Source organism: Pseudomonas lundensis (genome assembly GCF_002269125.1).
In the GTDB taxonomy this organism is placed as follows: Bacteria; Pseudomonadota; Gammaproteobacteria; order Pseudomonadales; family Pseudomonadaceae; genus Aquipseudomonas; species Aquipseudomonas lundensis_A.
In genome coordinates, this window is record NZ_NQKI01000024.1 from 57,842 (window position 1) to 80,118 (window position 22,277).

A 22,277-nucleotide genomic window follows, 5' to 3' on the forward strand; every position below is an offset into this window, starting at 1 on the left:
TGATTACAGTCCTTCCAGTTCCGCCATCAAGTCACTCAGACGATCAACCTTCTCTTCATTGATCTCGCTGTCTTCCAGCCCCTGGATGTACTGCGCCAGTGCCTGTACGCAACTGCACTCAAACATCGCCCGCAATGGCACGTTACGTTGCAACACCTTCTGCACCCGTGACGCAATTTGCGTGGCCAGCAGCGAATGCCCGCCCAATTCGAAGAAGTTGTCGGTGATCCCCACCCGGTCCACCTGCAACACCTCAGCCCAAATATCGGCCAGGGTCTGCTCCAGTTCTGTACGCGGCGCCACGTAATCTTCGCGCGGCTGTTGGCCGATCTCGAGTGCGGGCAGCGCTTTGCGGTCCAGCTTGCCGTTGGCATTGAGTGGCATCCCCTCCAGCCACGTCCAGTGCAGCGGCACCATGTACTCCGGCAGTTCGGCACGCAGACGTCGCTTGATGTGCTCCAGACGCTCGCCATGACTCAGCGCCGAAGGTGCGGCCACCAAATAGCCCACCAGGTACCTGCCATTGGCACCCTCCTGCACGCCAACCGCTGCGTCACGTACATGCGGCTGTTCATGCAGCCGCGCTTCAATTTCCCCCAGCTCGATACGGTAACCGCGAATTTTTACCTGATGGTCGATGCGCCCCACGTATTCCAGCACCCCGTCCATGCGACGACGGGCCAGGTCGCCGGTGCGGTACAACCGCTCACCCGGCGCGCCATACGGGTTCGGCACAAAAGCCGTGGCGGTGCGCAGCGGATCACTCACGTAACCGCGCCCCACCCCGGTGCCCGCCACACACAACTCGCCCACGGCGCCCAGCGGCACCAGTTGCAAGGCGCTGTCCAGCACATACAAACGGTTGTTGTCGGTCGGCGTGCCGATCGGCAAATAGCTGCCTTGGGTCGACGCCTGATCGACACGGAAGAACGCCACGTCGTCAGAACACTCAGCCGGACCATAGGCGTTGACCAGCCCGATCCCCGGGTACCGCGCCAGCCATTGCTGGGCCAGTTCGGGCGGCATCGCCTCACCCGTCGGCAACATCCAGCGCACACTATCGAGCGGCACGGGCTCCTGCGCCAGCATCCCCTGAATCAGCGACGGCACGCTTTCCAGCACGCTGATGCGCTGCGCAGTGACCTGCGCCAACAATGCCTGCGGGTCATGGGCAAGGGTGTTCGGCACGATAGCCACCTGGGCACCAAACAACGGTGCGGCCAGGAACTGCCAGACCGAGATGTCAAAGCTTTGCGAGGCGGTCTGGGCAATCACGTCCCGCCCGGTCAGTTGCAGGTACGGCACTTTACTCAATTGGTTGTTGAGCATGCCGCGCTGTTCCACCATCACGCCTTTGGGCAAACCGGTCGAGCCCGAGGTGTAGATGACGTACGCGAGGTGGTCCGGCTGGCTATAAACCTGCGGATTATGCTCAGCGAGCGCCGCGGCTTGTACCTCCTCCCACACCAGCAGGCGCGGACGGACCGGGCACCCGGCGTCGTCGATCAACCCTTGCGCCTGTTCCCGGCACGCTTGGGTGCACACCAGTAATGGCGCGCGGCTGAGGTCAAGGATGCGGCTCAGACGAGCACCCGGCAGCCCCGGGTCCAGCGGCAAATAACCGGCCCCGGCCTTGAAGCTGCCGATAATCATGCCCAGCAACGGCAAGCCGCGCTCAGCCAGCAACGCCACAGGTTGGTCTGGGCGCACACCGGCAGCGATCAGGGCATGCCCCAGGCGATTGCTGGCCGTATTCAGCTCGCGGTAGCGCCATTGCTCATCCAGACAAGTGGCCACAATACGCTCGGGGTGCGCCGCCACCTGTGCTTCAAACAAGGCGACATAGCTCTGCTCCAGCGGGTAGTCGCACTGGCTCTGGTTGCAGCCGTCGATCAGGAAGGCGCGCTCACTGTCGTCCAGCAAGGGCAACTGCGCCATGTCCCCTTCCAGCCCGTCCATCAACGCCAACAGCAGGCGCTTGAAGTGCGCCAACAACCGTTCGACGCTGCTGCGCTCGAAGTAGCGCTGGTCATAGGACAGGTGCAGGCCCAAGTCATCACCGGGGTAACACACGGCTGTCAGCGGGAAGTTGGTATGGGTGCGGCCCGAGTCCGAGGTTGCCTTCAGGCGCTGCGCCCGGTCCATGACCGACATGTCCACGGGCGCGTTCTCGAACACGAACAAACTGTCGAACAGCGGCTGGCCCTTTGGCAGCTCACTGCGCTCCTGAATCGTCACCAGTGGCAAGTATTCGTACTCGCGCAGCTCCATGTTGTGCGCCAGCAGATCGCTCAACCATTGACGCACGCTCAGCGCCTGCCCGTCCTCCGGCATCTGCACCCGCAGGGCCACGCTGTTAATGAACAACCCGACCGTCTGCTGCATCTGCGGCAACGCCACCGGGCGTCCGGCCACAGTGACGCCGAACAACACGTCACGCTCGCCGCTGAACCGGCGCAGCACCAATGCCCAGGCCGCCTGAGCAAAGGTGTTGATGGTCAATTGATGCTGTTGCGCCAGCTCCCTCAGCCGCACGCCGTCCTGCACCTCAAGCCGGGTATAGCAATCACCCACCAGCATGCCGCCGCTGTCGCCTGCATGCTCGCGCAGGAAAGGACGGTCGCTCGGGATGTACGTGGTGTGTTCAAAGCCTTGCAAGTTACGCTGCCACCATTGGTTGGCCTGTTGCAGGTTTTGCTGTTGCAACCAGCCAATGTAGTCGCGGTAGCGCGGCGCCAGCGCCAGTTGTGGCGCTCGGTCCTCGCCTAGCGCGCTGTAGATTTCGAAGAAATCGCTCATTAGCAATGAGCGGCACCATGCATCGATCAGGATGTGGTGGTTGCTCATCATGAACCAGTAGCGCGCCTCCCCGACCCGAATCAGGCGCAGGTGGAACGGCGCCTGGTTGAGCAAGTCGAAACCGGCTTCACGTTCTTGCTTGAGCAACGCTTGCAGCCGCGCTTCGTGGCCTTCCTGCGGCGCATCGCTCCAGTCCTGATAGTCCACGGCGGTGGCGCCGGGACGATGAATGATTTGCAGCATGTGCTCACCGGCGTTCCAGCAGAAGGAGGCACGCAACGCTTCATGCCGTGCGACCACGGCTTGCCAGGCCCGGGCAAAACGTTGCGGGTCCAGCACACTGTTGATGCGGTAGCGGTCCTGCATGTAATACAACCCGGTGCCCGGCTCCAGCAAGGTGTGCAACAGCATGCCTTCCTGCATGGGGGTCATCGGGTACACGTCTTCGATGCACTCGGCGGGCACCGGCAGCGCGTCCAACTGCGCCTGAGTGAGCGCGGCCAGCGGGAAGTCCGACGGCGTCAGGCCCCCGGCACCGTCGCTCACACAATGCGCAATCAGCGCCTCAAGCTCGCGCAGGTAGGCCTGCGCCAGCGACTGCACGGTGGTCGTGTCATAGCGGTCAGCGCTGAAGGTCCAGCGCAGCAGCAGCTCGCCGCCGTAGACCTGACTGTCGATGCTCAACTCGTTGGGCAACGGCGCCTGCGGGTCATGGGCCGCCCCGACCGGTTCATCCAGCGGCCGGAACAACCCATCGCTGGCAAAACTCTGATCGAACTGACCCAGGTAATTGAACGTCACCGCCGCTTCCGGCAATGCGGCCAGTGCCTGCCGGGTCGCGCTGTCGGTCAGGTAACGCAGCACGCCATAGCCCAGGCCCTTATGCGGCACGCTGCGCAGGTGTTCCTTGATGGCCTTGATCGAAGCGCCCTGATCGTCGCTCAGCGGCGGGGTCAGGCGCACCGGGTAGGCACTGGTGAACCAGCCCACGGTGCGGCTCAGGTCGATACCGTCGAACAGGGTTTCACGCCCGTGGCCTTCCAGTTGCACCAACGTCGAGGGTTGCCCCGTCCAGCGGCACATGACCCGTGCCAGCGCAGTCAGCAACAGGTCATTGACCTGCGTGCGGTACGCGCCGGGCGCGTGTTGCAGCAATTGACGGGTACGCTCGGCATCCAGCCGTACGCTGACAGTCTGCGCGTGCAGGTATTGCCTGCTGCCCTGCGGCCGGGCGCACGGCAACACGACCGGTGGCCCGTTAAGTTGCCGTTGCCACTGCCCCAACTCTTCGCGCAGCGCATCGCTGCTGGCATAGGCCTGCAAACGTTCGGCCCAGGCACGGAAGGCGCTGGTCTTGGCGGGCAAATTCAGGGGTTGATGCGCCGCCAGTTGGCGGTAAACCGTTTGCAGGTCGTCCAGCAGCACCCGCCAGGACACACCGTCGACGGCCACGTGGTGAATCACCAGCAGCACGCGCTGCTCACCGTGCGGCCCGTTGAGCAGCAATGCGCGCAGCAATGGCCCGTCCTCCAGCGTGAGGCTGCGCTGGGCGTCGTCAAACAGTGCTTCGCTGGCGCGCCAGTCAGTCACATCGGCCTGCCACAACACACCGTGATCGGCATCGCCCCGGTATTCGGCGCGCCATTGCCCGGCACGGTGCTCAAAACCCAGGCGCAAGGCATCGTGATGCACCAGCAATGCCACCAGTGCCCGTTCAAGCAGCTCGGGTTCAAGGCGCAGGGTCGGCTGCAACAGCACTGACTGGTTCCAATGCTCGCGGTGCAGCATAGGGGTATCGAAGAACCAATGCTGGATCGGGGTCAACGCCGATTCGCCCGTGAGCTGTCCTTGCTCAGCGGTGGTCTGCTCGCAACGGGTGGCCACGCTCGCCAACGCGTGCACGGTTTGATGCTGGAACAAATCCCGCGGGCTGAAATGGATGCCCAGCTGCCGCGCCCGGCTGACCACCTGAATCGACAGGATCGAGTCGCCACCCAACTCAAAGAAGTTGTCATTGAGACCGACCTGCCCGAGGTTCAGCACATCACACCAGACCTGCGCCAAGCGCTGTTCCAGCGGGTTGCTCGGGGCCACGTACTGCGCACGGTTGTGCTCAGGGTCCGGGGTCGGCAAGGCGTGCCGGTCCAACTTGCCGTTGGCGGTCAGCGGCATGTTGGCCAGCAGCATCATATGAGTCGGCACCATGTAATCGGGCAACTGCGCCTTGAGCCGGGCTTTCAGCACTTCGCGCAAGGCCGCGTCCTCCGGGTGCGCTGCGTCGCACACCAGGTACGCCGCCAACTGTTTGCCGCCGGGCATGTCCAGCGCCAGCACCACCGCTTGGCGCACGGCCGGGTGTTCCAGCAGGCGACTTTCGATTTCCCCCAGCTCGATGCGGAAACCCCGGATTTTGACCTGATGGTCGACCCGCCCCACGTACTCGACCAGCCCGTCGGCGCGTTGGCGCACCCGATCGCCGGTGCGGTACAGACGTCCGCCCTCGTCAGAAAACGGATCGGCCACAAAGCGTTCGGCGGTCATGGCCGGGCGCTGGTGATAGCCTTGTGCCAAACCGGCACCTCCCACGTACAGCTCGCCAATGGCGCCCTGCGGCACCCGCGCCAGCCCGGCGTCGAGGATGTACGCCACGCGGGCGCCGATCGCCCGGCCGATCGCCACACTGCCCGCCCCGTCTTCCAAGTGCTCGGGCGCCAGACTGGCCAGCGGCATGACCACGGTTTCTGTTGGGCCATAGGCGTTGAAAAACTGTTGCGGCTGGAACGCGGCCCGAATGCGTTGCAAATGTTCACCCGTCAAGGCTTCGCCGCCCGTGATGCACAGGCGCACCGGCAAGGTCTGCTGCTGCGTCGCCAGCCACTGCGCCAGCTGGCTGCCATAGCTGGGGGTGAACCCCAAAATATTGACCTGCTGCTCGCGTATCAGCTGGCAAATTGCCTGAGCGTCCCACTGCCCCTGAGCGCGCAACACCACCCGCGCACCGCTGAGCAACGGCACCAGCAAGCGCTCGGTCGCCGCATCAAAGTTGATGGAATAAAAATGCAGTTCACAGTCGTCCGGGCGCATACCGAAGGTGTCAATCACCGCGCGGCAATGCATGGCGATTTCACCGTGGGACACCGCCACACCTTTAGGCTGGCCAGTGGATCCGGAGGTGTAAATGAGGTAAGCCTGATGCTGCGCCAGGCTAATCAGTGGCAGCTCGGCTGCCGGGTACGCCGCCAGTTGCGCGCCGTCTTCCTCTGCACACCAGCGCGCCACGCCTTGAGGCAAAGGCCCCAGTGCGTCAAACAACGCGCGGTGGCTGAGCAGCAGGCCTATGCCGCTGTCTTCGATCATGTAATGCAAGCGCTCCAGCGGGTATTCAGGGTCCAACGGGACGTAGGCGCCCCCGGCCTTGAGGATCGCCAGCAGACCGACCACCATCTCCAGTGAACGCTCCAGCGCCAGCCCCACGCGAACCTGCGGGCCCACGCCCCGTTCACGCAGCATCCACGCCAGACGGTTGGCGCGGCTATCCAGCTCGCCATAACGCATGTGTTGACCGGCAAAGGTCAAGGCGATGGCCTCGGGACGCGTGCGCGCTTGTTCGGCAAACAGCGTGTGAATGCACAGGTCCAGCGCGTGATCGCCTGCTGGCGCAGCCATGGCCTGCCCCTGTTGTTGCAGCTCGTCGGTGTGCATCAGTGGCAAGTCGCTCAAGCGCTGTTGCGGATCACCCAGCAACGCCTCCAGCAGGGTGCGCCAGTGCGCGGCCATGCGGGCAATGCGCGGCTCATCAAACAAGTCCGTGCTGTAAGTCAGGCAGCACCCCAGCCGATGGTCGAGGTCGGTCACCTCCAGGTTGAGGTCAAACTTGGTGGCCCGCGCATCGTTGGCCAGGTACTCGACGGTCATGCCCGCCAGTTCGCGGCGCTGCTGGAATTCCCAGCGCTGAACGTTGCACATCACTTGAAACAGCGGGTTATAGGCCGCGCTGCGCGGCGGTTGCAGGGCTTCGACCACGTGATCGAACGGCAAGTCCTGATGGGACTGACCTTCAATCACGGTGTGCCGTACCTGTTCCAGCAACTCACCGACACGCATGTGCGCGTCGAGCTGGCAACGCAGCACCTGAGTGTTGAGGAAGGCGCCGATCAGCCCTTCACTTTCGGGCCGAATGCGGTTGGCCACCGGCGCACCGATGCGCACGTCGGTCTGGCCGCTGTAGCGATAGAGCAACACGGCCAACGTGGCGGTCATGGTCATGAACAGCGTCAGGCCGTGCTCGGCATTGAAGCGACGCACGCGGGCCGCCAGTTCATCACTCAGGTCAAAGCGGAACAACTCACCCTGATGGCTCTGCACCGGGGGCCGAGGGCGGTCGCCCGGCAACTCCAGCAGCGGGTGTTCATACCCCAGTTTGGCGATCCAGTAATCGAGTTGGCGTTGACGCTCGCCCGACGCCAGCCACTGCCGCTGCCACACGCTGTAGTCCAGGTACTGCACGGCCAACGGCGCCAGCGGCGATAAACGGTCATCGAGGAAAGCTTCATAGAGCTGGCCCAGTTCGCGGGCGAAAATATCCATCGCCCAGCCTTCAGTCACGATGTGGTGCAAGGTCAGCACGAAGTCGTGTTCGCGCTCCCCAGCCTTGACCATGCACGCCCGCAGCAACGGCCCGGTTTCCAGATCGAACGGGCGATGCGCTTCGGTGTCGGCCAGCGCCTGTAAACGCTGCTGCCGGGTGGCTTCATCCAGGGCGCTGAGGTCGAGCCAGGCCATGTTTATGCCAGCGTCACGGTGCACCTTCTGACAGGCCACGCCGTCTACGCTCGGGAACGTGGTACGCAGGGTTTCGTGACGCAGGATCAGTGCCTGCAAGGCTGCCTCAAAACGGCCCACATCGAGCACACCCTTAAGGCGCGCCATGCCGCCGACGTTGTAAGCCGGGCTGTCGGGTTCCATCTGCCAGAGGAACCACATACGCTGCTGGGAATACGACAACGGCACCGGTTGGCTGCGATCGACCGTTTCAATCGGCAGTTGCGTGTTGCGCGCACCGGCTGACTGAATCAGCGCCACGGCGTCCACGAATGCGCCCAGCTCACTGGCTTCAAACAGCGTGCGCAGCGCCAGTTCGACGTCACAGGCCTGACGTACCCGCGACACGATTTGCGTGGCCAGCAGGGAGTGGCCGCCCAAGGCAAAGAAGTCGTCACGCAGCCCGATGCGCGCCTGCCCCAACACGTCGCGCCAGATGGCGGCAATCTGCTGTTGCAGCGCGGTGTCTGGCTCGACATGTTCGCGCACGCACCATTGCGGTTGCGGCAAGGCGCGCGCGTCCAGCTTGCCGCTGGGGCTCAAGGGCATGGCCGCCAGCTGTATGAGCTGCGCGGGCACCATGTAATCCGGCAGTTCCCGTGCCAGAGCGGCACTGAGCTGCGGGCCATCGACCGCGTGATGTTCAAGCGTTGTGAAGTACCCGATCAACTGCGGCCCGGCGGCCGTGTCGCGAATCAACACCGCCGCGTGTGCCACGCCGGGCTGCGCCAGCAAGCGCGCTTCGATCTCCTGCGGTTCGACCCGGAACCCGCGCACCTTGACCTGCTGATCGAGCCGACCGAGGTATTCCAGCGCACCCTGTGCGCCCCAGCGCACCTGATCGCCGGTGCGGTATAAACGCGAACCCGGCTCGCCCAGCGGGTCGGCAATAAACCGTTCAGCGGTCAAACCGGGACGCTGCTGGTAACCCCGCGCCAGGCCGCTACCGCCAATGCACAGCTCACCCGGCACCCCGGCAGGCAGCGGGTTGAGTTCGCTGTCGAGCACCCGGCACAGCACGTTGCCCAGCGGCCGCCCGATGGGCGAACGTTCGCCGTCGGCTACGCTGCAGGCCCAATGGGTGACGTTAATCGTGGTTTCAGTCGGCCCGTAACGGTTGTGTAACTGCACGTTCGGCAACCGCGCCAGCACCCGGTCCCGCAGCGCAGCCGGCAACGCTTCGCCCCCGGAAAACACGCGGCGCAGACTGCGGCAGTGCACGGTTTGCGGCTCGTCCACAAACACACGCAGCAGGGGCGGCACAAAGTGCAGCGTGGTGACGCCAAACTGCTGCACCAAATGCGCAATGCGCTGCGGGTCACGGTGCTCGCCGGGCCCGGCCACTACCAGTTGGCAACCGGTCACCAATGGCCAAAAACATTCCCACACCGACACGTCAAAACTGATCGGCGCTTTTTGCATTAGCACATCATCGGCTTGCAGCCCATAAGTGGCCTGCATCCAGTGCAGGCGTTCACTCAGCGCGGCATGGGTAGTGCCCACGCCTTTGGGCAGGCCGGTCGACCCCGAGGTGTAAATCACATACGCGAGGTTATCGCCGTGCAGGTGCAGGCCCGGCGCATGGCTGGGCCAGGTGTCGAGCTTGAGCAGGTCCATCGCAATCACGCTGACGCCTTGCACGACCGGCAAGGCTGCCAGTAACGGGCTTTGAGTCAGCAGCAATGCCGCGCCGCAGTCTTCAAGCATGTAAGCCAAACGCTCTGGCGGGTAGTCCGGGTCCAGCGGCACGTAGGCGCCGCCCGCCTTGATGATCGCCAACAGGCCGATCAACAGGTGCGCTGAACGCTCGACCGCAATCGCCACCGGCACGTCCGGCCCCACCCCTTTGTCACGCAGGTAATTGGCCAACCGGTTGGCCTGGGCATGCAGCTCGGCAAAGTCGAGGCTGCCACCGTCCCACAGGAGGGCCAGCGCGTCGGGCGTCTGCTGTGCCTGCTGCTCCAGCCATTGCGGCAACCACTGAGACGCCGCAGGGCAAGGCGCTGCGCCCCAACCTTGTTGCTCGGCGCATTGCTCGGCCGTGACCAGGTGCAAGTCGCCCAATGCCTGCGCCGGGGCGTTGCTGACTTGGCGCAGCAGGCTGACGTAATGCTCGGCCAAGCGCGAAATGGTGCTGGCTTCGAACAGTTCGTCAGCGTAATCGAACGACAGTTTCAGCCGCCCTTGCCGGTCTTCTTCGGTCTGCAACTGCACATCGAACTTGGCTTCGCGGCTGTGCCAGTCCAGCTCTTCGGCCAGCAACCCCGGCAGTCGACGCAAAGCCGCCGAATCGCGCTGCTGGTGGTTGAACATGACCTGGAACAACCCCTGTTCACGGGCCTGCGGCAGCGCTTCGATCAACTGTTCAAACGGCACGTCCTGGTGTGCCTGTGCTTCAAGCGTGGTCTTACGGGTGTGCGCCAGCAGTTCATTAAACGGCAATCGCCCGTCCAGCTCGGCCCGCAGCACCAACGTATTGATAAAAAACCCCATCAGACCGTGGGTTTCCTGCCGCGGACGGTTCGCGCTGGGCACGCCTATGCGAATGTCACGCTGGCCGCTGTAGCGGTAAAGCAACGTTTGAAATGTCGCCAATAGCCACATAAACAGCGTGGTGTTGTGCCCGTGGGCTGCCGAGCGCACCGCGTCACTCAAGGCGGCATCCAGCGTCAGCGTATAGCGGGCAGCGCTGGACAGTGTGCGAGCCGACCGTGGGTGGTCAGTGGCCAGACGCAGCACCGGGTGCTCGTCGCCCAGTTGTTTGATCCAGTACTCGAGCTGGCGCCCGGCCTCGCCCTGCGCCAGCCATTGCCGCTGCCAACTGCCGTAGTCGGCGTATTGAACGGCCAAAGGGGCGAGTTCCAGCGACTGCCCGAGGCAGGCTGCCGCGTACAATCGCGAGAATTCGTCGACCAGCAGGTTCAGCGACCAGCCATCCGCGATGATGTGGTGCAAGGTCAGCAGCAGTTGGTGTTCGTGCGCGGCGAGCTTGACCAGCATGACCCGGAACAATGGGCCATGCTCCAGATCGAATGGGGTGCGGGCTTCTTGCTCGCGAATCTGCTGCGCACGCGCCTCTCGCTCAGCGGCGGGCACGTCGCTGATGTCAATGATGTGCAGGTCGAAACCGCCGGCTTCCTCGACACGCTGCATCGCCTGCCCGTCTTGTTCGTAAAAGCGTGTGCGCAACGCTTCGTGGCGCTCGACCAACTGCGCAAAACTGCTGCTCAGCGCAACCTCATCCAGTTCACCGCGCAAGCGCAGCGCACCGGGGATGGTGTAGGCGCTACTGGTCGGGTCCAGTTGCCACATGAACCACAGGCGGTTTTGCGCCAACGATTGTGGCAACCCTTGTTCACGCGATAACACGCTAATCGCTTCCGGCACCAGGTCCCCAGTGCCTTGCAACGTTGCAATGTGCGCGACGAACGCCCGCAGTGTCGGCGCTTCGAACAACGCACGCAGGCTCAAGGCCAGCTTGAGTGCTTCTCGCAAGCGAGCGATCACCTGCGTGGCCAGAATTGAGTTGCCGCCCAACAGGAAAAAATGGTCGTCGGCGGTGACGTGCTCGACCTGCAAGTGTTCGCACCAGACCCGCGCGATCAACGCTTCCAGCGCGCAGCCGCGCGCTGCGACCGCTTCGGCCACCTGCGCACCGTCGCGGGACGGGAACTGCGCATAACAGTCGAGACTGCCATCGGCCAGCCGATGACCACAGGCAGAACGTTGCAGTTTGCCGCTGGAGGTTTTGGGCAAGGCGCCGGGGTTGAGCAGCACCACCACACTCGGCGCCTGCTGGCAGGCGTCGGCCACCGCCTGGCGGATGGTGTTGATCAGCGCGTCGGGCGGGAGGATTTTTTGCACGCTGCGGCTGATCTCGGCCGCAATGCCGATCCCCTCTTCGCCTTGGACATTCACCGCGAACGCTGCCACCCGGCCTTTGCGCACGGCTTGTACTTCGCGCTCGATGGTTTTTTCGATGTCTTGCGGGTAAAGGTTTTGACCGCGCACGATCAGCAGGTCTTTCAGGCGCCCGGTGATAAACAGTTCACCGCCTTGCATAAAGCCCAGATCGCCCGTGCGCAGCCAGGTCTGGCCTTCGAGTTGAACGAAGGTGTTGGCGCTGGCTTCAGGGTTGCGCCAATAGCCGTGTGCAATGCTCGGGCCGCTGGCCCAGACTTCGCCCACGCAATCGTCTGCCAATACCGCCAGGCTGTTGGGCTCGACGATCAAGACCGCGTGATCCGGCTGTTGGGTGCCGCAACTCATGACCGCGCTGCCGTCACCGGCCACGATGCGGTTTTCTGCCAGCGCCTGTTCGTCCAGGCGTAACGCCGCAATGCCCTGCCCGCGCTGGCCACCCGCCACAAACAGCGTGGCCTCGGCCAGGCCATACGACGCGAAATAGCTGCTGGCACTGAAGCCACAGGGCGCGAATTTTTCAGCGAAGCGTTCCAGGGTGTCCTGACGGATCGGTTCGGAGCCCGAGTACGCGACGCGCCAACGGCTCAAGTCGAGGCCGGCCTTCGCACTGTCGCTGACCCGCTCGCTGCACAGTCGATAGGCGAAATCGGGGCCGCCGCTGATGGTCCCGCCGTATTCGCTGATGGCTTCCAGCCAGCGCAGCGGGCGCGTCAGAAAATACGCCGGTGACATGAGCACGCACGGCACGCCGCTGAAAATCGGCTGCAACAGGCCGCCGATCAGGCCCATGTCGTGGTACAGCGGCAACCAGCTGACGATCACATCGTCCGGGTTGAGGTCGATGCCAAAGCCACGACGGATCAGCACTTCGTTGGCCACCAGATTGCCGTGCGTCACCTGCACGCCCTTGGGCAAGGCGGTGGAGCCTGACGTGTATTGCAAAAAGGCAATGTCATCGGGCTGCACATTCACCTGCTGCCACGGCTGGGCAAGGCCGGTTTCAAGCGCATCCACGCACAGTAACTGCGGCGCGTCAGTAGCGCTCAGTGCGTCCATGAGCATCAGCGGCTGGCGCAGGTCGCTGCTGGTGAGCAAGACGCGGGGTTGGGCGTCCGCCAGAATCGACAGCAAACGTTCCTGATGATGGCGGCGCGCCGATTCGGGCGGGTACGCCGGAACTGCAATCACGCCCGCATACAAACAGCCAAAAAATGCCGCCACATAGTCCGGCCCGCTGGGGAACAACAATACGGCGCGATCCCCGGGCCCGGCCGTGGCCTGCAAGGCCGCCGCGATGGTCCGCGCGCGCCGGTCCAGGTCGCCATAGCTCAGCACCTGGCCACCCTGCGGATCGTCGGCAAGAAAGCGTAAAGCCAAGCGGTCCGGGGTGCGGGCTGCGCGCAGTTGCAGGGCTTGAGCCAATGTACCGGGGAGTTCGAACGCGTCCATCATGGGGGTTTCCTGTAGAGGGCCGACAGGGTTTCGCGGTGACAGCGAAACGCCAACAGGCTCCAGGCTTGAAAAAAATCGGTCTGCTTGAAGTACGAGGAGCCGGGGTTGCGCTTTACACGTGGCCGCTGGCTATTTGCCGGGCCTGAAGGTTGCGCCAGCGCGCCAGATGCTCTTCGGCATAGCGGCGCAGGCAACGCAGCAAGGGTTGTTCCTGCTCCACCAGAAAGAAGTGATGCCCCTCAAACATGTCGAGGGAAAACAGGCAGTTGGTGTCAACCTGCCAGTCGAGCAGTTGATCGGCGCGAACGCTGTCCTGCTTGCCGCCAAAGACGTGAATCGGCAACGCGAGTGGCGTTCGCTGGCCATAGGTGAAACTGCCGCACAGCAGAAAATCGGCGCGCAGGATGGGCAGCATCAATTGCATCAGCTCGGTATTGGCCAGTACGGCGGTGTCGGTGCCCTTCAACTCACGCAAGCGCGCGAGCAGTTGTTCATCGGACTTGGCCACCGCGTATTCGCTGACATCGCGCCGGGCCGGGCCCGCAGTGGCCGACGCGAACAGGGCCAGCGGCTCTGGCAGGCCGCGGTCACGCAAGGCATGCACCAGTTCGAAGGCCAGCAACCCGCCGAGGCTGTGGCCAAAAATGGCAAACGGCCGGTCCAGCTCGGTGCTGATTTCGTCGGCCAACTGATGGGCCAGACGCTGGATATCACGTTGCAGCGGTTCATCCATGCGCATGCCACGCCCCGGCAATTCCAGCGGGCGCACATGCAGCCATTCAGGTAATGAACGTCGCCAGCGGCTGTAGGCCATGGCACTGGCGCCCGAGTGCGGCAGGCAAAACAGGCGCATTTTGATCACTTCACTCATCGCCCAGCGCCATTGCATAACGCCTGAAAGCTGCGCAGAAGGTACGCGGGAGCGCCCTCTGCATGCGCTACGTGCTTACGGTCTATTGCCATCTCGCCCTCCTGTCCGAGCCATTACGTGGCCAGCTCTCAACCCGGCCCATGTGCATAGAGAACGGTTGGCCAACGCAAAGAATTAGTCGCACAGGAGGCGGCATAGTTGAGCGGATGCTGCGTGATGTGAGGCGTATCTCAAAGTTGAGCGCGCGGCTTCATTAATTCTCTTTCTCAATTGACAATCATTATCATTCAACCTAATTTGTTGCCAGCTGTGTAGGACGCGGCTTGTTCAAGCCGCCCGCACTTTTTCAATTGCAACAGGTGATTTCCATGACGGAACAAGTGTCCACAAGCAGGTGCGATTCACCCTTACTTCAAGCCTTTGTTGATAACCGACTCATCCTGGTCAAGATCGCAGCGCGCATCACCGGGTGTCGGTCCAGGGCTGAAGATGTGGTGCAAGACGCCTTCTTCCGTTTGCAATCTGCGCCGCACATCACCTCATCGTTCAAGGCGCAATTGAGTTACCTGTTTCAGATCGTGCGTAACCTGGCGATCGATCATTACCGCAAGCAGGCGCTGGAACAGAAATACGCCGGCACGGAAGAGGAAGGCTTGAATGTGGTCATCCAGGGGGCATCGCCCGAAACGTCGCACATCAACTTTTCAACCCTGGAAAACATTGCCCACGCCCTGACCGAACTGCCAAGCCGTACGCGCTATGCCTTCGAGATGTACCGTTTGCACGGGGTGCAACAAAAGGACATTGCCAAGGAGCTGGGGGTATCACCCACGCTGGTGAACTTCATGATCCGCGACGCCCTGATCCACTGCCGCAAGGTTTCGGGCACCCAGCGCGATACCTTTGCGCGCCGCTGAGCATCATTGCCTCTTGCAGGTGCGCACCCGCCCCTGCAAGTCCCGGTCAGCCTCTAGACCAGTTCGCAATCTTCGAAGAAACGCTCGCGGCTTTGCATCATCAGCGCCGCACGCTTGTGCGGGAAGTTGAATGTTTTCTCGCAGTGAAACCCCTGAGACTGCATGTAGCCGATCATTTTTGCGTTGTCGGCACGCGGCTCGGCCACCACGCGCTGAGTGCGCGGATCGTCCAGAAACAAGTAGTGGGTCAGCGCCGACAGCCAACAGGCGACTTTGTGCGGCCCGCGATGCGCGTGCTCCCCCACCAGCATGTGAATACCCCGGTCATAATCGTCCACGTCATAAAACGGCGCGATACGGTCCTCTTTCGCCCAGTACGCTTCGAAATACGCAAACGGCTCGTCATCCATGCAGCCAATCAGGGTCAGGGTGTGCGGGTCAGCGGCCAGGGTGTCGAGAAACTGGCGATGGCGCTCCAGGGTGCCCCCTTCCTCCCAGAACGCCATAACCCGGGGCGTGTTCTGCCAGCGGTTGAAGCGTTCAAGGTCGGCCTCGATATCCAGCGTACGCAGGGAAATCCAGCTGCCCAACCGCGCATCAAACCGGCGGTACACCTCGCCCACCGGTTTGGGTGCACGCAGTGGATGACGTTTGCCTTCGCTGATGACCATATGCTGCGGATACGCCGCCACGGCCGTTTCGCCGGTCCAGGGGTGCGGCAGTTGCCAGAACAGGCTGCGCAGGCAGTGGTAGTGACCGGCACGATCGGTGGCGCGCAACAACCCGCTGCGCAATGCCGCCGACGGAGGCTGATCCAGCTGCCAGGTCAATTGCTCACAGGCAGGGTCACTGGCAAACAACCAGTAACAGGCCGCCCATACGCCTTGCGCCGAGGCGCCGGGCTGATCGTCTTGCAGGTGCAGTTCAAGGGTGTCGCCACGCTCCAGGCGCAGATCGATCAGCGGGTGCTGCCCCAGAGATAGGCTAAGGCGGGTGTCAGTCAGGTCGGCGCTCAGATCGCGCCAGCGAGGTTGAAACAGAAACTCAAAAGTCATGGCTTGGGCTCACGGTTAGCGTCAACAGTCAGGCTGTTTGACGTTAGCCGGCCCGCAGAATTTAGGGCAAGACCTCGGCCAGTGGCCGACGCATGGGCACCAGCGCTACCTGATAAGGCTCAAAGATCGCCTTGATCCGGCCGTTATCACGCAGTTGCTGCAACATCGCGGCCAACTGCGGGGCGGTGATCGGCGCTTGGGGCCGCAGCAAGGCGTAGTGGTGGTAGATCTGGTCAATGCGCTCGGACACCAGCACCTGTGCCTTGATCTTCGGGTTACGGGCTAGCAACTCGGTGAGGTTGGAGCGGGTAATTAACGCCACATCGACCCGGCCACGCAGCACCATCAGCAGGTTACTTTCGTGGGAATACGTGAGCGTGGCATTGAAATGCTGCGCCAGGTATCTGGGCGATGGGTCGAACCCGGCAAACGCATAGTGGTAGCCGCTAAACAGCGCAAGTCGCTTATCGGTCAAATCGTCGAAGTAATTTTGCTGCCGGTCCGGCTGTTGCCTGGCGACAAACACTTCGGCATCTTCAAGGCCCATGTCGACCGCGCTGTAGGCGATGTCCTGCCAGCCCCAGGCCGGGTTTTCAAACATCACCACATCGACCCGCCCCTGATCGAAGTCGCGGAAACGACGGGGAATTGAACTGGGCACCGGCACAAAACGGTAGTCGTTTTGCAGCTGGTTGAGGGCATCGAGCAATTGCGGCAACAAGCCTGTGTCGACGCCACTTTCGGGACGCACGGTGTACGGCGGGAAGTGAGCAGCGCCGACCCTGACTTCCTGAATTGCCCACACGGGCGTCAAGACCGTCATGCCAAAGACAAGCACTATGCTGTGAGCCATCCGAACTGGCAGACACTTCAAACCGTATACCTCTGGTTACGCTTTTGGCTGGAACTTATTGTTCTGCACACGACCTGAGATCGGGCGCGATGGCAATACAAACCCGCGTAGCCTATCAAGGAAGCCCTTGGCTGGCCCACACAAAATAGAGCCTAGGCGGATCTCAACGCTTTGGCTACGCTCCAATGCTCGACACCGATGCTGTTTAAGGAAGCCGCACATGCCTCACTGGCTGGTAATTGATCTGGAAGCCACCACCGACGACGGCGGCTGGCCTCTGGAGGAAATGGAGGTAATTGAAATCGGTGCCAGTATCGTCACCCGTTCGGGACGTGAGGTTGACCATTTTCAACGTTTCATTCGCCCCGTGCGCCGCCCTTTACTGACCCCTTTTTGTCGCCAGCTGACGCGCATTACCCAGGCCAATATCGACACCGCCGCGCCAATGACGCAGGTTTGGGAACAGTTTGAGCGCTGGCTGGGCCAGCACCTGCCCCACCTTGAAGCCTGGGCCAGCTGGGGCGACTACGACCGCAAACAACTGCAGCAAGAATGGCAGCAAAAACAGTTGAACAGTGCGTTAGCCCGACTGCCGCACCACAACCTTAAACAGCAATTCGCGCACGCACGCCATTTGAAGCGGGCATTAGGGCTCAACAGCGCCCTGCAACTGGCGGGCATGCAGTTTCACGGACAGCAGCACCGGGCGCTGGAAGATGCGCGAAATACCGCACGTTTACTGCCGCTGATTCTTGCCGATTAGTGCCCTTAAAAGGGCGTGACGGGATAAATCGGCTTCTGCATACTGGCCAGCCTTTTTAAGCCCATTCCGAGGAATCGCCATGTTTAAAGTCAACGAATACTTCGACGGCACCGTCAAGTCGATTGCCTTCACGCAAGCCGAAGGCAAGGCCACTATCGGCGTCATGGCCCCGGGCGAATACGAATTCGGCACTGCCGAGCGTGAAATCATGCACGTGGTGTCGGGTGAGCTGAACGTCAAATTGCCGGGCAGCGAGGTCTTCGAAACGTTTAAAACCGGTAGCCAGTTCAACGTACCGGCCAATAGCAAGTTCCAGCTCAAGGTCGTGGTTGAAACCGCCTACCTGTGCGAATACCGCTAACGGGCATCTGACGCCCACCTCACCAGCGATTGCGGGGCATCCAGCCCGCGCAGTCGCTGGCGCAGGCTGTGAACAATTGCAAAGCAATCTGCTCTCTCAGCCCCCCTTCAGTCACTCACCCCTGCACATTGAACTGCAACGCTGCCAACCGCGCATACAGCGGGTTAGTGGCAATCAGATGCGCGTGGGTGCCGATTGCTATCAACTTGCCCTGATCCATCACCGCAATGCGGTCGGCATTTTGGACGGTGGCCAGCCGATGGGCGATCACCAGCGTGGTTCGGCCTGACATCAGGCTGGGCAAGGCTTGCTGTATCAAGTGTTCGCTCTGGGCATCCAGCGCGCTGGTGGCCTCATCCAGCAACAGGATCGGCGCATCCACCAACAGCGCACGGGCAATCGCCAACCGCTGACGCTGGCCGCCGGACAACCCCAGTCCGCCTTCCCCCAAATGGGTGCTGTAACCGTCGGGCATTTGCAAAATGAAGTCATGGGCATGGGCAATGCGTGCCGCCGCTTCAACCTGTTCCAGCGTGGCACCGGGATTGCCGTAGCGGATGTTGTCTTCCACCGAGCCAAAGAACAGCGCCGGGCTTTGCGACACCAACGCGAAGCAGCGGCGCACGTCCTGCGGGTCCAGTTGCGTGATGGGCAGCCCGTCCAGCAGGATCTGACCGTGCTGCGGGTCGTAAAAGCGCAACAGCAAATCGAACAACGTCGACTTGCCCGCCCCCGACGGCCCGACCAGCGCCAGCGTCTCGCCTGCATTGACGGTCAGTGTGAGGTCTTCAAGGGCAAAGCGTTCCGGGCGCGAGGGATAGGCAAACGACACGCCCTGCAGGTGCAAATTGCCCGCCACCCGATCGGGCAATGTCAGCAACCCGCCGACCGGCGCCGAGATCAGGCTTTTGGATTGCAACAACTCGGCAATTCGCTCTGCGGCCCCGGCCGCTCGCTGCAACTCACCGATGACCTCACTCAACGTGCCAAACGCGCTGCCCACTATCAGGCTGTAAAACACGAAGGCCGCCAGTTCGCCGCCGGTGATGCGCCCGGCAATCACGTCCATGCCGCCCACCCACAACATTACCCCGACTGCGCCCAGCACCAGCAGGATCACCAAGGTAATCAGCCAGGCACGCTGTACGATACGCTTGCGCGCGGTGGCGAAAGCCTGTTCGACCGTGTGTGCAAAGCGCTGCCGGTCCTGCTGTTGATGGTTGTAAGCCTGGACGGTTTTGATTTGCCCCAGCGCTTCGGACACATAGCTGCCGACATCGGCAATCCGGTCCTGGCTTTGACGCGACAGGCTGCGCACCCGGCGTCCGAAAATCAGAATCGGCGCCAGCACCAGCGGTAAAGCCACGACCACGATGCTGGTGAGCTTGGGGTTGGTGATGAACAACAACACGATGCCCCCGATCACCATCAGGCTGTTGCGCAAGAACAATGACAGCGAAGAGCCAATCACCGATTGCAGCAACGTGGTGTCCGCCGTGAGCCGCGACTGGATTTCCGAACTGCGGTTGTTTTCATAAAAACCGGGGTGCAGGTCAATCAGGTGGTTGAACACCTGACGCCGGATGTCGGCCACCACCCGTTCACCGATCCACGACACCAGATAAAAGCGCACAAACGTGCCCACGGACAGCGCCAGCACCAAGAGCAGGAACACGCCGATGGATTGATTGAGCAAGTGCGGGGACTGAGTCATAAAACCTTTGTCCACCAGCAGACGAATGCCCTGACCCATCGACAGCGTGATGCCGGCCGTCACAATCAATGCCAGCAAGGCGCCGACGGTGTGCCAGCGATAAGGCGCTACAAAATGAGTCGCCAGACGAAGCGCACGGCGATGACGAGAAGAAAGCATTCAGAACACCCGAATAAACCAGTAATGCCCCATCTGGGCAGTCCACAGCCTACAACGAAAAAACAGGCTTTGATGTAAACCTTTCTCACTCGTTTTGAATATGACCTGCTCACCTGAACCCTAGGTCGGATTGTTCTAAGGTGAGACTGGAAGTTTCAGGATATTTCTGTTTGAGTAAATGGCCGCCAAGGGTTGTCACAGCTTGGTCACTAAATGGAACTACATTAGCGCTACACCCTGATGAGGAGACAGGCCATGGATTTGCAACACAATGCTCAATCAGTACCGGTGATTCGTACTCAGCCCAACCAGTCACTGGGGTGCGCAATCATTGATGCGCAGGGCAAAGAAGTCGACATCACCGAAGCAATGATTCAACAGGCATGCGAAGAGCTGGATAAACGCCTGGTTACACCCGAGCACAAAAACTGATAGACCCCGTCTTTTGAAAACCGGCCTCTGTGGCCGGTTTTTTTATGGCCGGTTAAACCACCACACAGCCCAGGGCGGCGGCCATTGTAGTCAACGCGGGATTATGCCCTTCGATGTGCACGGTGAGCCCTTCGATTTCACGGCGCACCGGGTAAAGCTTGCGCAAGGCATCAAACGCCAGCTTTTGCTGGTCACCCGAGCCCGTCAGAGTACGTCGAAAATCGGCGTCGTCCCGGCGCGGATCGTAGACGCCACGGCACAGCATGGCCAACGCCCACGCCTGATCACTGTTGGCACTCAGTTCAACCCTGGCCAACCACGGCGCGGGCAACAAATCGGCCAACTGCACCTGTGGCGCCTGGCCGAGGAAATCGCACAGTGCCTCATAGATTTGCGCCGTGCCGCGCTGTTTGCCATCCAGGCTGTATCCGGCGATGTGCGGCGTGGCCAGTACGCACAAGTCCGCCAATTCAACGTCGACCTGCGGCTCACCTTCCCACACGTCCAATACAGCCTGCAGGTCTTCACGGGCGTTCAGCACCTTGCGCAGCGCGGCATTGTCCACCACCGGGCCACGGCTGGCGTTGATCAGCCAGGTGCCGGGCTTGAGCCGGTTCAACCGGGCCTCATCCAATAAATGCCAGGTCGCGAATTCGCCGTTTTTGCTTAACGGCGTGTGCAGGCTGATGACGTCACACTGTTCGATGATCTGCTCCAGGCTGACGTAACCTGCGCCTTCAGCCGCCTGACGCAGGGGGTCACACACCCGCACGTTCCAGCCCAGATCACGCAACACGCGAACCAGACGACCGCCCACCTCACCCGCACCGATCACACCATACGTGCGCTGAGCAAGGTCGGCTCCTTCGATGTCTGCGAGTGTCAATAGGCTGCCGAGGACGTAGTCCACCACGCCGCGGGCGTTGCAACCGGGGGCGCTGGACCACTGAATGCCAGCCTGCTCGAAGTAGTCCAGGGCCAAGTGATCGGTGCCGATGGTGCAGGTACCGACAAATCGAACGGCGCTGCCTTCCAGCAGCTCACGGTCGACCCGGGTGACGGAGCGGACCAGCAGCACATCGGCGTCATGCACGTCGGCGCGGGTAATCTGGCGCCCGGGCAAGCGGCGTATTTCACCGAATGAGGCAAAAAACGCTTCGATCAGCGGAATATTTTCATCAGCAACAATCAACATGGCAGGCTCCTTTGGCGGAGCAGCAGTGTAGGCGTTGTTGTACACAATGGGCCAGCAAGGCGTGACGTCCGATGCTCAGTGAATAGCCCCGGGTTCTTTACACTCAGACGTCTTTAAAACCCGGCAGACCATTGGCTGCACGCCACGTTTTGACGGTTTGCGTAATGCCTTCGGCAGAGTTATCAGCACCTTCTTCGGGGTAATAAATCAAGTCAGAGCCACCAGCCTCCAAGGCAATAATATTCAGGTGAGCAATCAACTCGTTCTGAAACGCCTCATCGCCGTCACAATTTTTAATGCGCTGAATCATCTGCCTGAACTCAGGCTCGGTGTAATCAGAAAGCTTTTTTTTCAGCTCCATTAGCGTTAGCGCCTATGAATATCAACGTGATTCCTGGGTGTGTTTACACGGAGGTTGTCCAAGCCGTAAACAGCACCGCCATCTGCAACTGTATCTATGTGATGAAGTTCAAAAGATATCCGTTTTCCGAGCTGATCTTTCACACGGGTCGTGGGCGATAATCCCTTGGAAAGTCTTTTGATATTGTTAACAACGCCTGTTCCTGTCGCCGTGCCAGCTCCTGCGGTGCAAAGACCTCCACATGAAGCACCAGCAGAGGCCATGGCCGTTGCGCCGAGCAAGAGGCTGCCGGGTTCAGAGGGTAAGGCACTGCCGCTGATTTTTTTAGTTTGATGTTGCCGTTGGCGTCCGTTTCACGACCGCCGAGCAACGCGAATTCGCCATACTCTTTAACCGTACCGGTGGGAATCGCGCCGGAAGAACTAACGTAATTAAACGTACCATCAGGCAGTTTGCAGGGCTTTGTAAAAGTACAGCCAACGACTGACTGCTCTTGCTGTTTGGGATGCTTGAACAAGCGGTCTGATCTTGCCCAGCACGAGTGGACACCCCGTTAAGCGATAAACTGCAACGAGGTGAACCATGGCAAGAACCGCTACC

General features: G+C 61.5%; 13 protein-coding genes. 4 read left to right on the top strand and 9 right to left on the bottom strand.

The features are described 5' to 3' along the window. Positions 1-3: 3 nt before the first annotated feature. Positions 4-12,996: a non-ribosomal peptide synthetase gene (locus CJF39_RS15415; protein WP_094994190.1), complete on the bottom strand. Its 12,993-nt coding sequence runs from the start codon at positions 12,994-12,996 to the stop codon at positions 4-6. Between the two features lie 112 nt (positions 12,997-13,108). Further along, entirely contained in the window at positions 13,109-13,867 is a 759-nt protein-coding gene (locus CJF39_RS15420) for a thioesterase II family protein (RefSeq protein WP_094994191.1), read from the bottom strand. A 368-nt stretch (positions 13,868-14,235) separates the two neighbouring features. Between CJF39_RS15420 and CJF39_RS15425 the strand changes: the two genes are divergently transcribed. Beyond that, entirely contained in the window at positions 14,236-14,784 is a 549-nt protein-coding gene (locus CJF39_RS15425) for an RNA polymerase factor sigma-70 (protein ID WP_094994202.1), read from the top strand. A gap of 53 nt (positions 14,785-14,837) precedes the next feature. On the opposite strand, the gene CJF39_RS15430 is transcribed toward CJF39_RS15425, so the two are convergent. After that, positions 14,838-15,839: a GNAT family N-acetyltransferase gene (locus tag CJF39_RS15430; protein ID WP_094994192.1), complete on the bottom strand. Its 1,002-nt coding sequence runs from the start codon at positions 15,837-15,839 to the stop codon at positions 14,838-14,840. 61 nt (positions 15,840-15,900) lie between these two features. Further along, positions 15,901-16,662 (bottom strand): substrate-binding periplasmic protein, encoded by a 762-nt coding sequence (locus CJF39_RS15435; protein WP_249275372.1) that lies wholly within the window; start codon positions 16,660-16,662, stop codon positions 15,901-15,903. A gap of 250 nt (positions 16,663-16,912) precedes the next feature. On the opposite strand from CJF39_RS15435, the gene CJF39_RS15440 reads away from it, so the two are divergent. Both CJF39_RS15440 and CJF39_RS15445 read left to right on the top strand, forming a co-directional pair. After that, positions 16,913-17,455, top strand: coding sequence for an exonuclease domain-containing protein (locus CJF39_RS15440; RefSeq protein ID WP_094994194.1), 543 nt, complete (start codon positions 16,913-16,915; stop codon positions 17,453-17,455). Positions 17,456-17,534: 79 nt separating this feature from the next. Continuing rightward, positions 17,535-17,816 (top strand): pyrimidine/purine nucleoside phosphorylase, encoded by a 282-nt coding sequence (locus CJF39_RS15445; RefSeq protein ID WP_047292885.1) that lies wholly within the window; start codon positions 17,535-17,537, stop codon positions 17,814-17,816. Positions 17,817-17,931: 115 nt separating this feature from the next. Here CJF39_RS15445 and CJF39_RS15450 read toward each other — a convergent pair whose 3' ends face one another. Continuing rightward, entirely contained in the window at positions 17,932-19,689 is a 1,758-nt protein-coding gene (locus CJF39_RS15450; protein WP_094994195.1) for an ABC transporter transmembrane domain-containing protein, read from the bottom strand. A 255-nt stretch (positions 19,690-19,944) separates the two neighbouring features. On the opposite strand from CJF39_RS15450, the gene CJF39_RS23070 reads away from it, so the two are divergent. Continuing rightward, positions 19,945-20,121 carry a PA1571 family protein gene (locus CJF39_RS23070; protein WP_169964308.1) on the top strand — a complete coding sequence of 59 codons (177 nt, stop codon included), beginning with the start codon at positions 19,945-19,947 and terminating at the stop codon, positions 20,119-20,121. A gap of 52 nt (positions 20,122-20,173) precedes the next feature. Here CJF39_RS23070 and pdxB read toward each other — a convergent pair whose 3' ends face one another. The 4 genes from pdxB to CJF39_RS15465 all read right to left on the bottom strand — a co-directional run bounded on the left by pdxB (position 20,174) and on the right by CJF39_RS15465 (position 22,194). Beyond that, entirely contained in the window at positions 20,174-21,316 is a 1,143-nt protein-coding gene (gene pdxB, locus CJF39_RS15455) for a 4-phosphoerythronate dehydrogenase PdxB (protein ID WP_094994196.1), read from the bottom strand. A 103-nt stretch (positions 21,317-21,419) separates the two neighbouring features. Then, complete coding sequence (locus CJF39_RS15460) at positions 21,420-21,677, bottom strand: bacteriocin immunity protein (RefSeq protein ID WP_094994197.1); 258 nt, start codon at positions 21,675-21,677, stop codon at positions 21,420-21,422. Between the two features lie 5 nt (positions 21,678-21,682). Next, the gene (locus CJF39_RS23560; RefSeq protein WP_349290211.1) at positions 21,683-21,820 is read right to left on the bottom strand and encodes a hypothetical protein; all 138 of its coding nucleotides are present in this window, start codon (positions 21,818-21,820) and stop codon (positions 21,683-21,685) included. Further along, on the bottom strand, positions 21,817-22,194 hold the full coding sequence (locus CJF39_RS15465) for a hypothetical protein (RefSeq protein WP_212555984.1): 378 nt from the start codon (positions 22,192-22,194) through the stop codon (positions 21,817-21,819). The genes CJF39_RS23560 and CJF39_RS15465 overlap by 4 nt, the downstream gene beginning before the upstream one ends. Positions 22,195-22,277 lie beyond the last annotated feature (83 nt).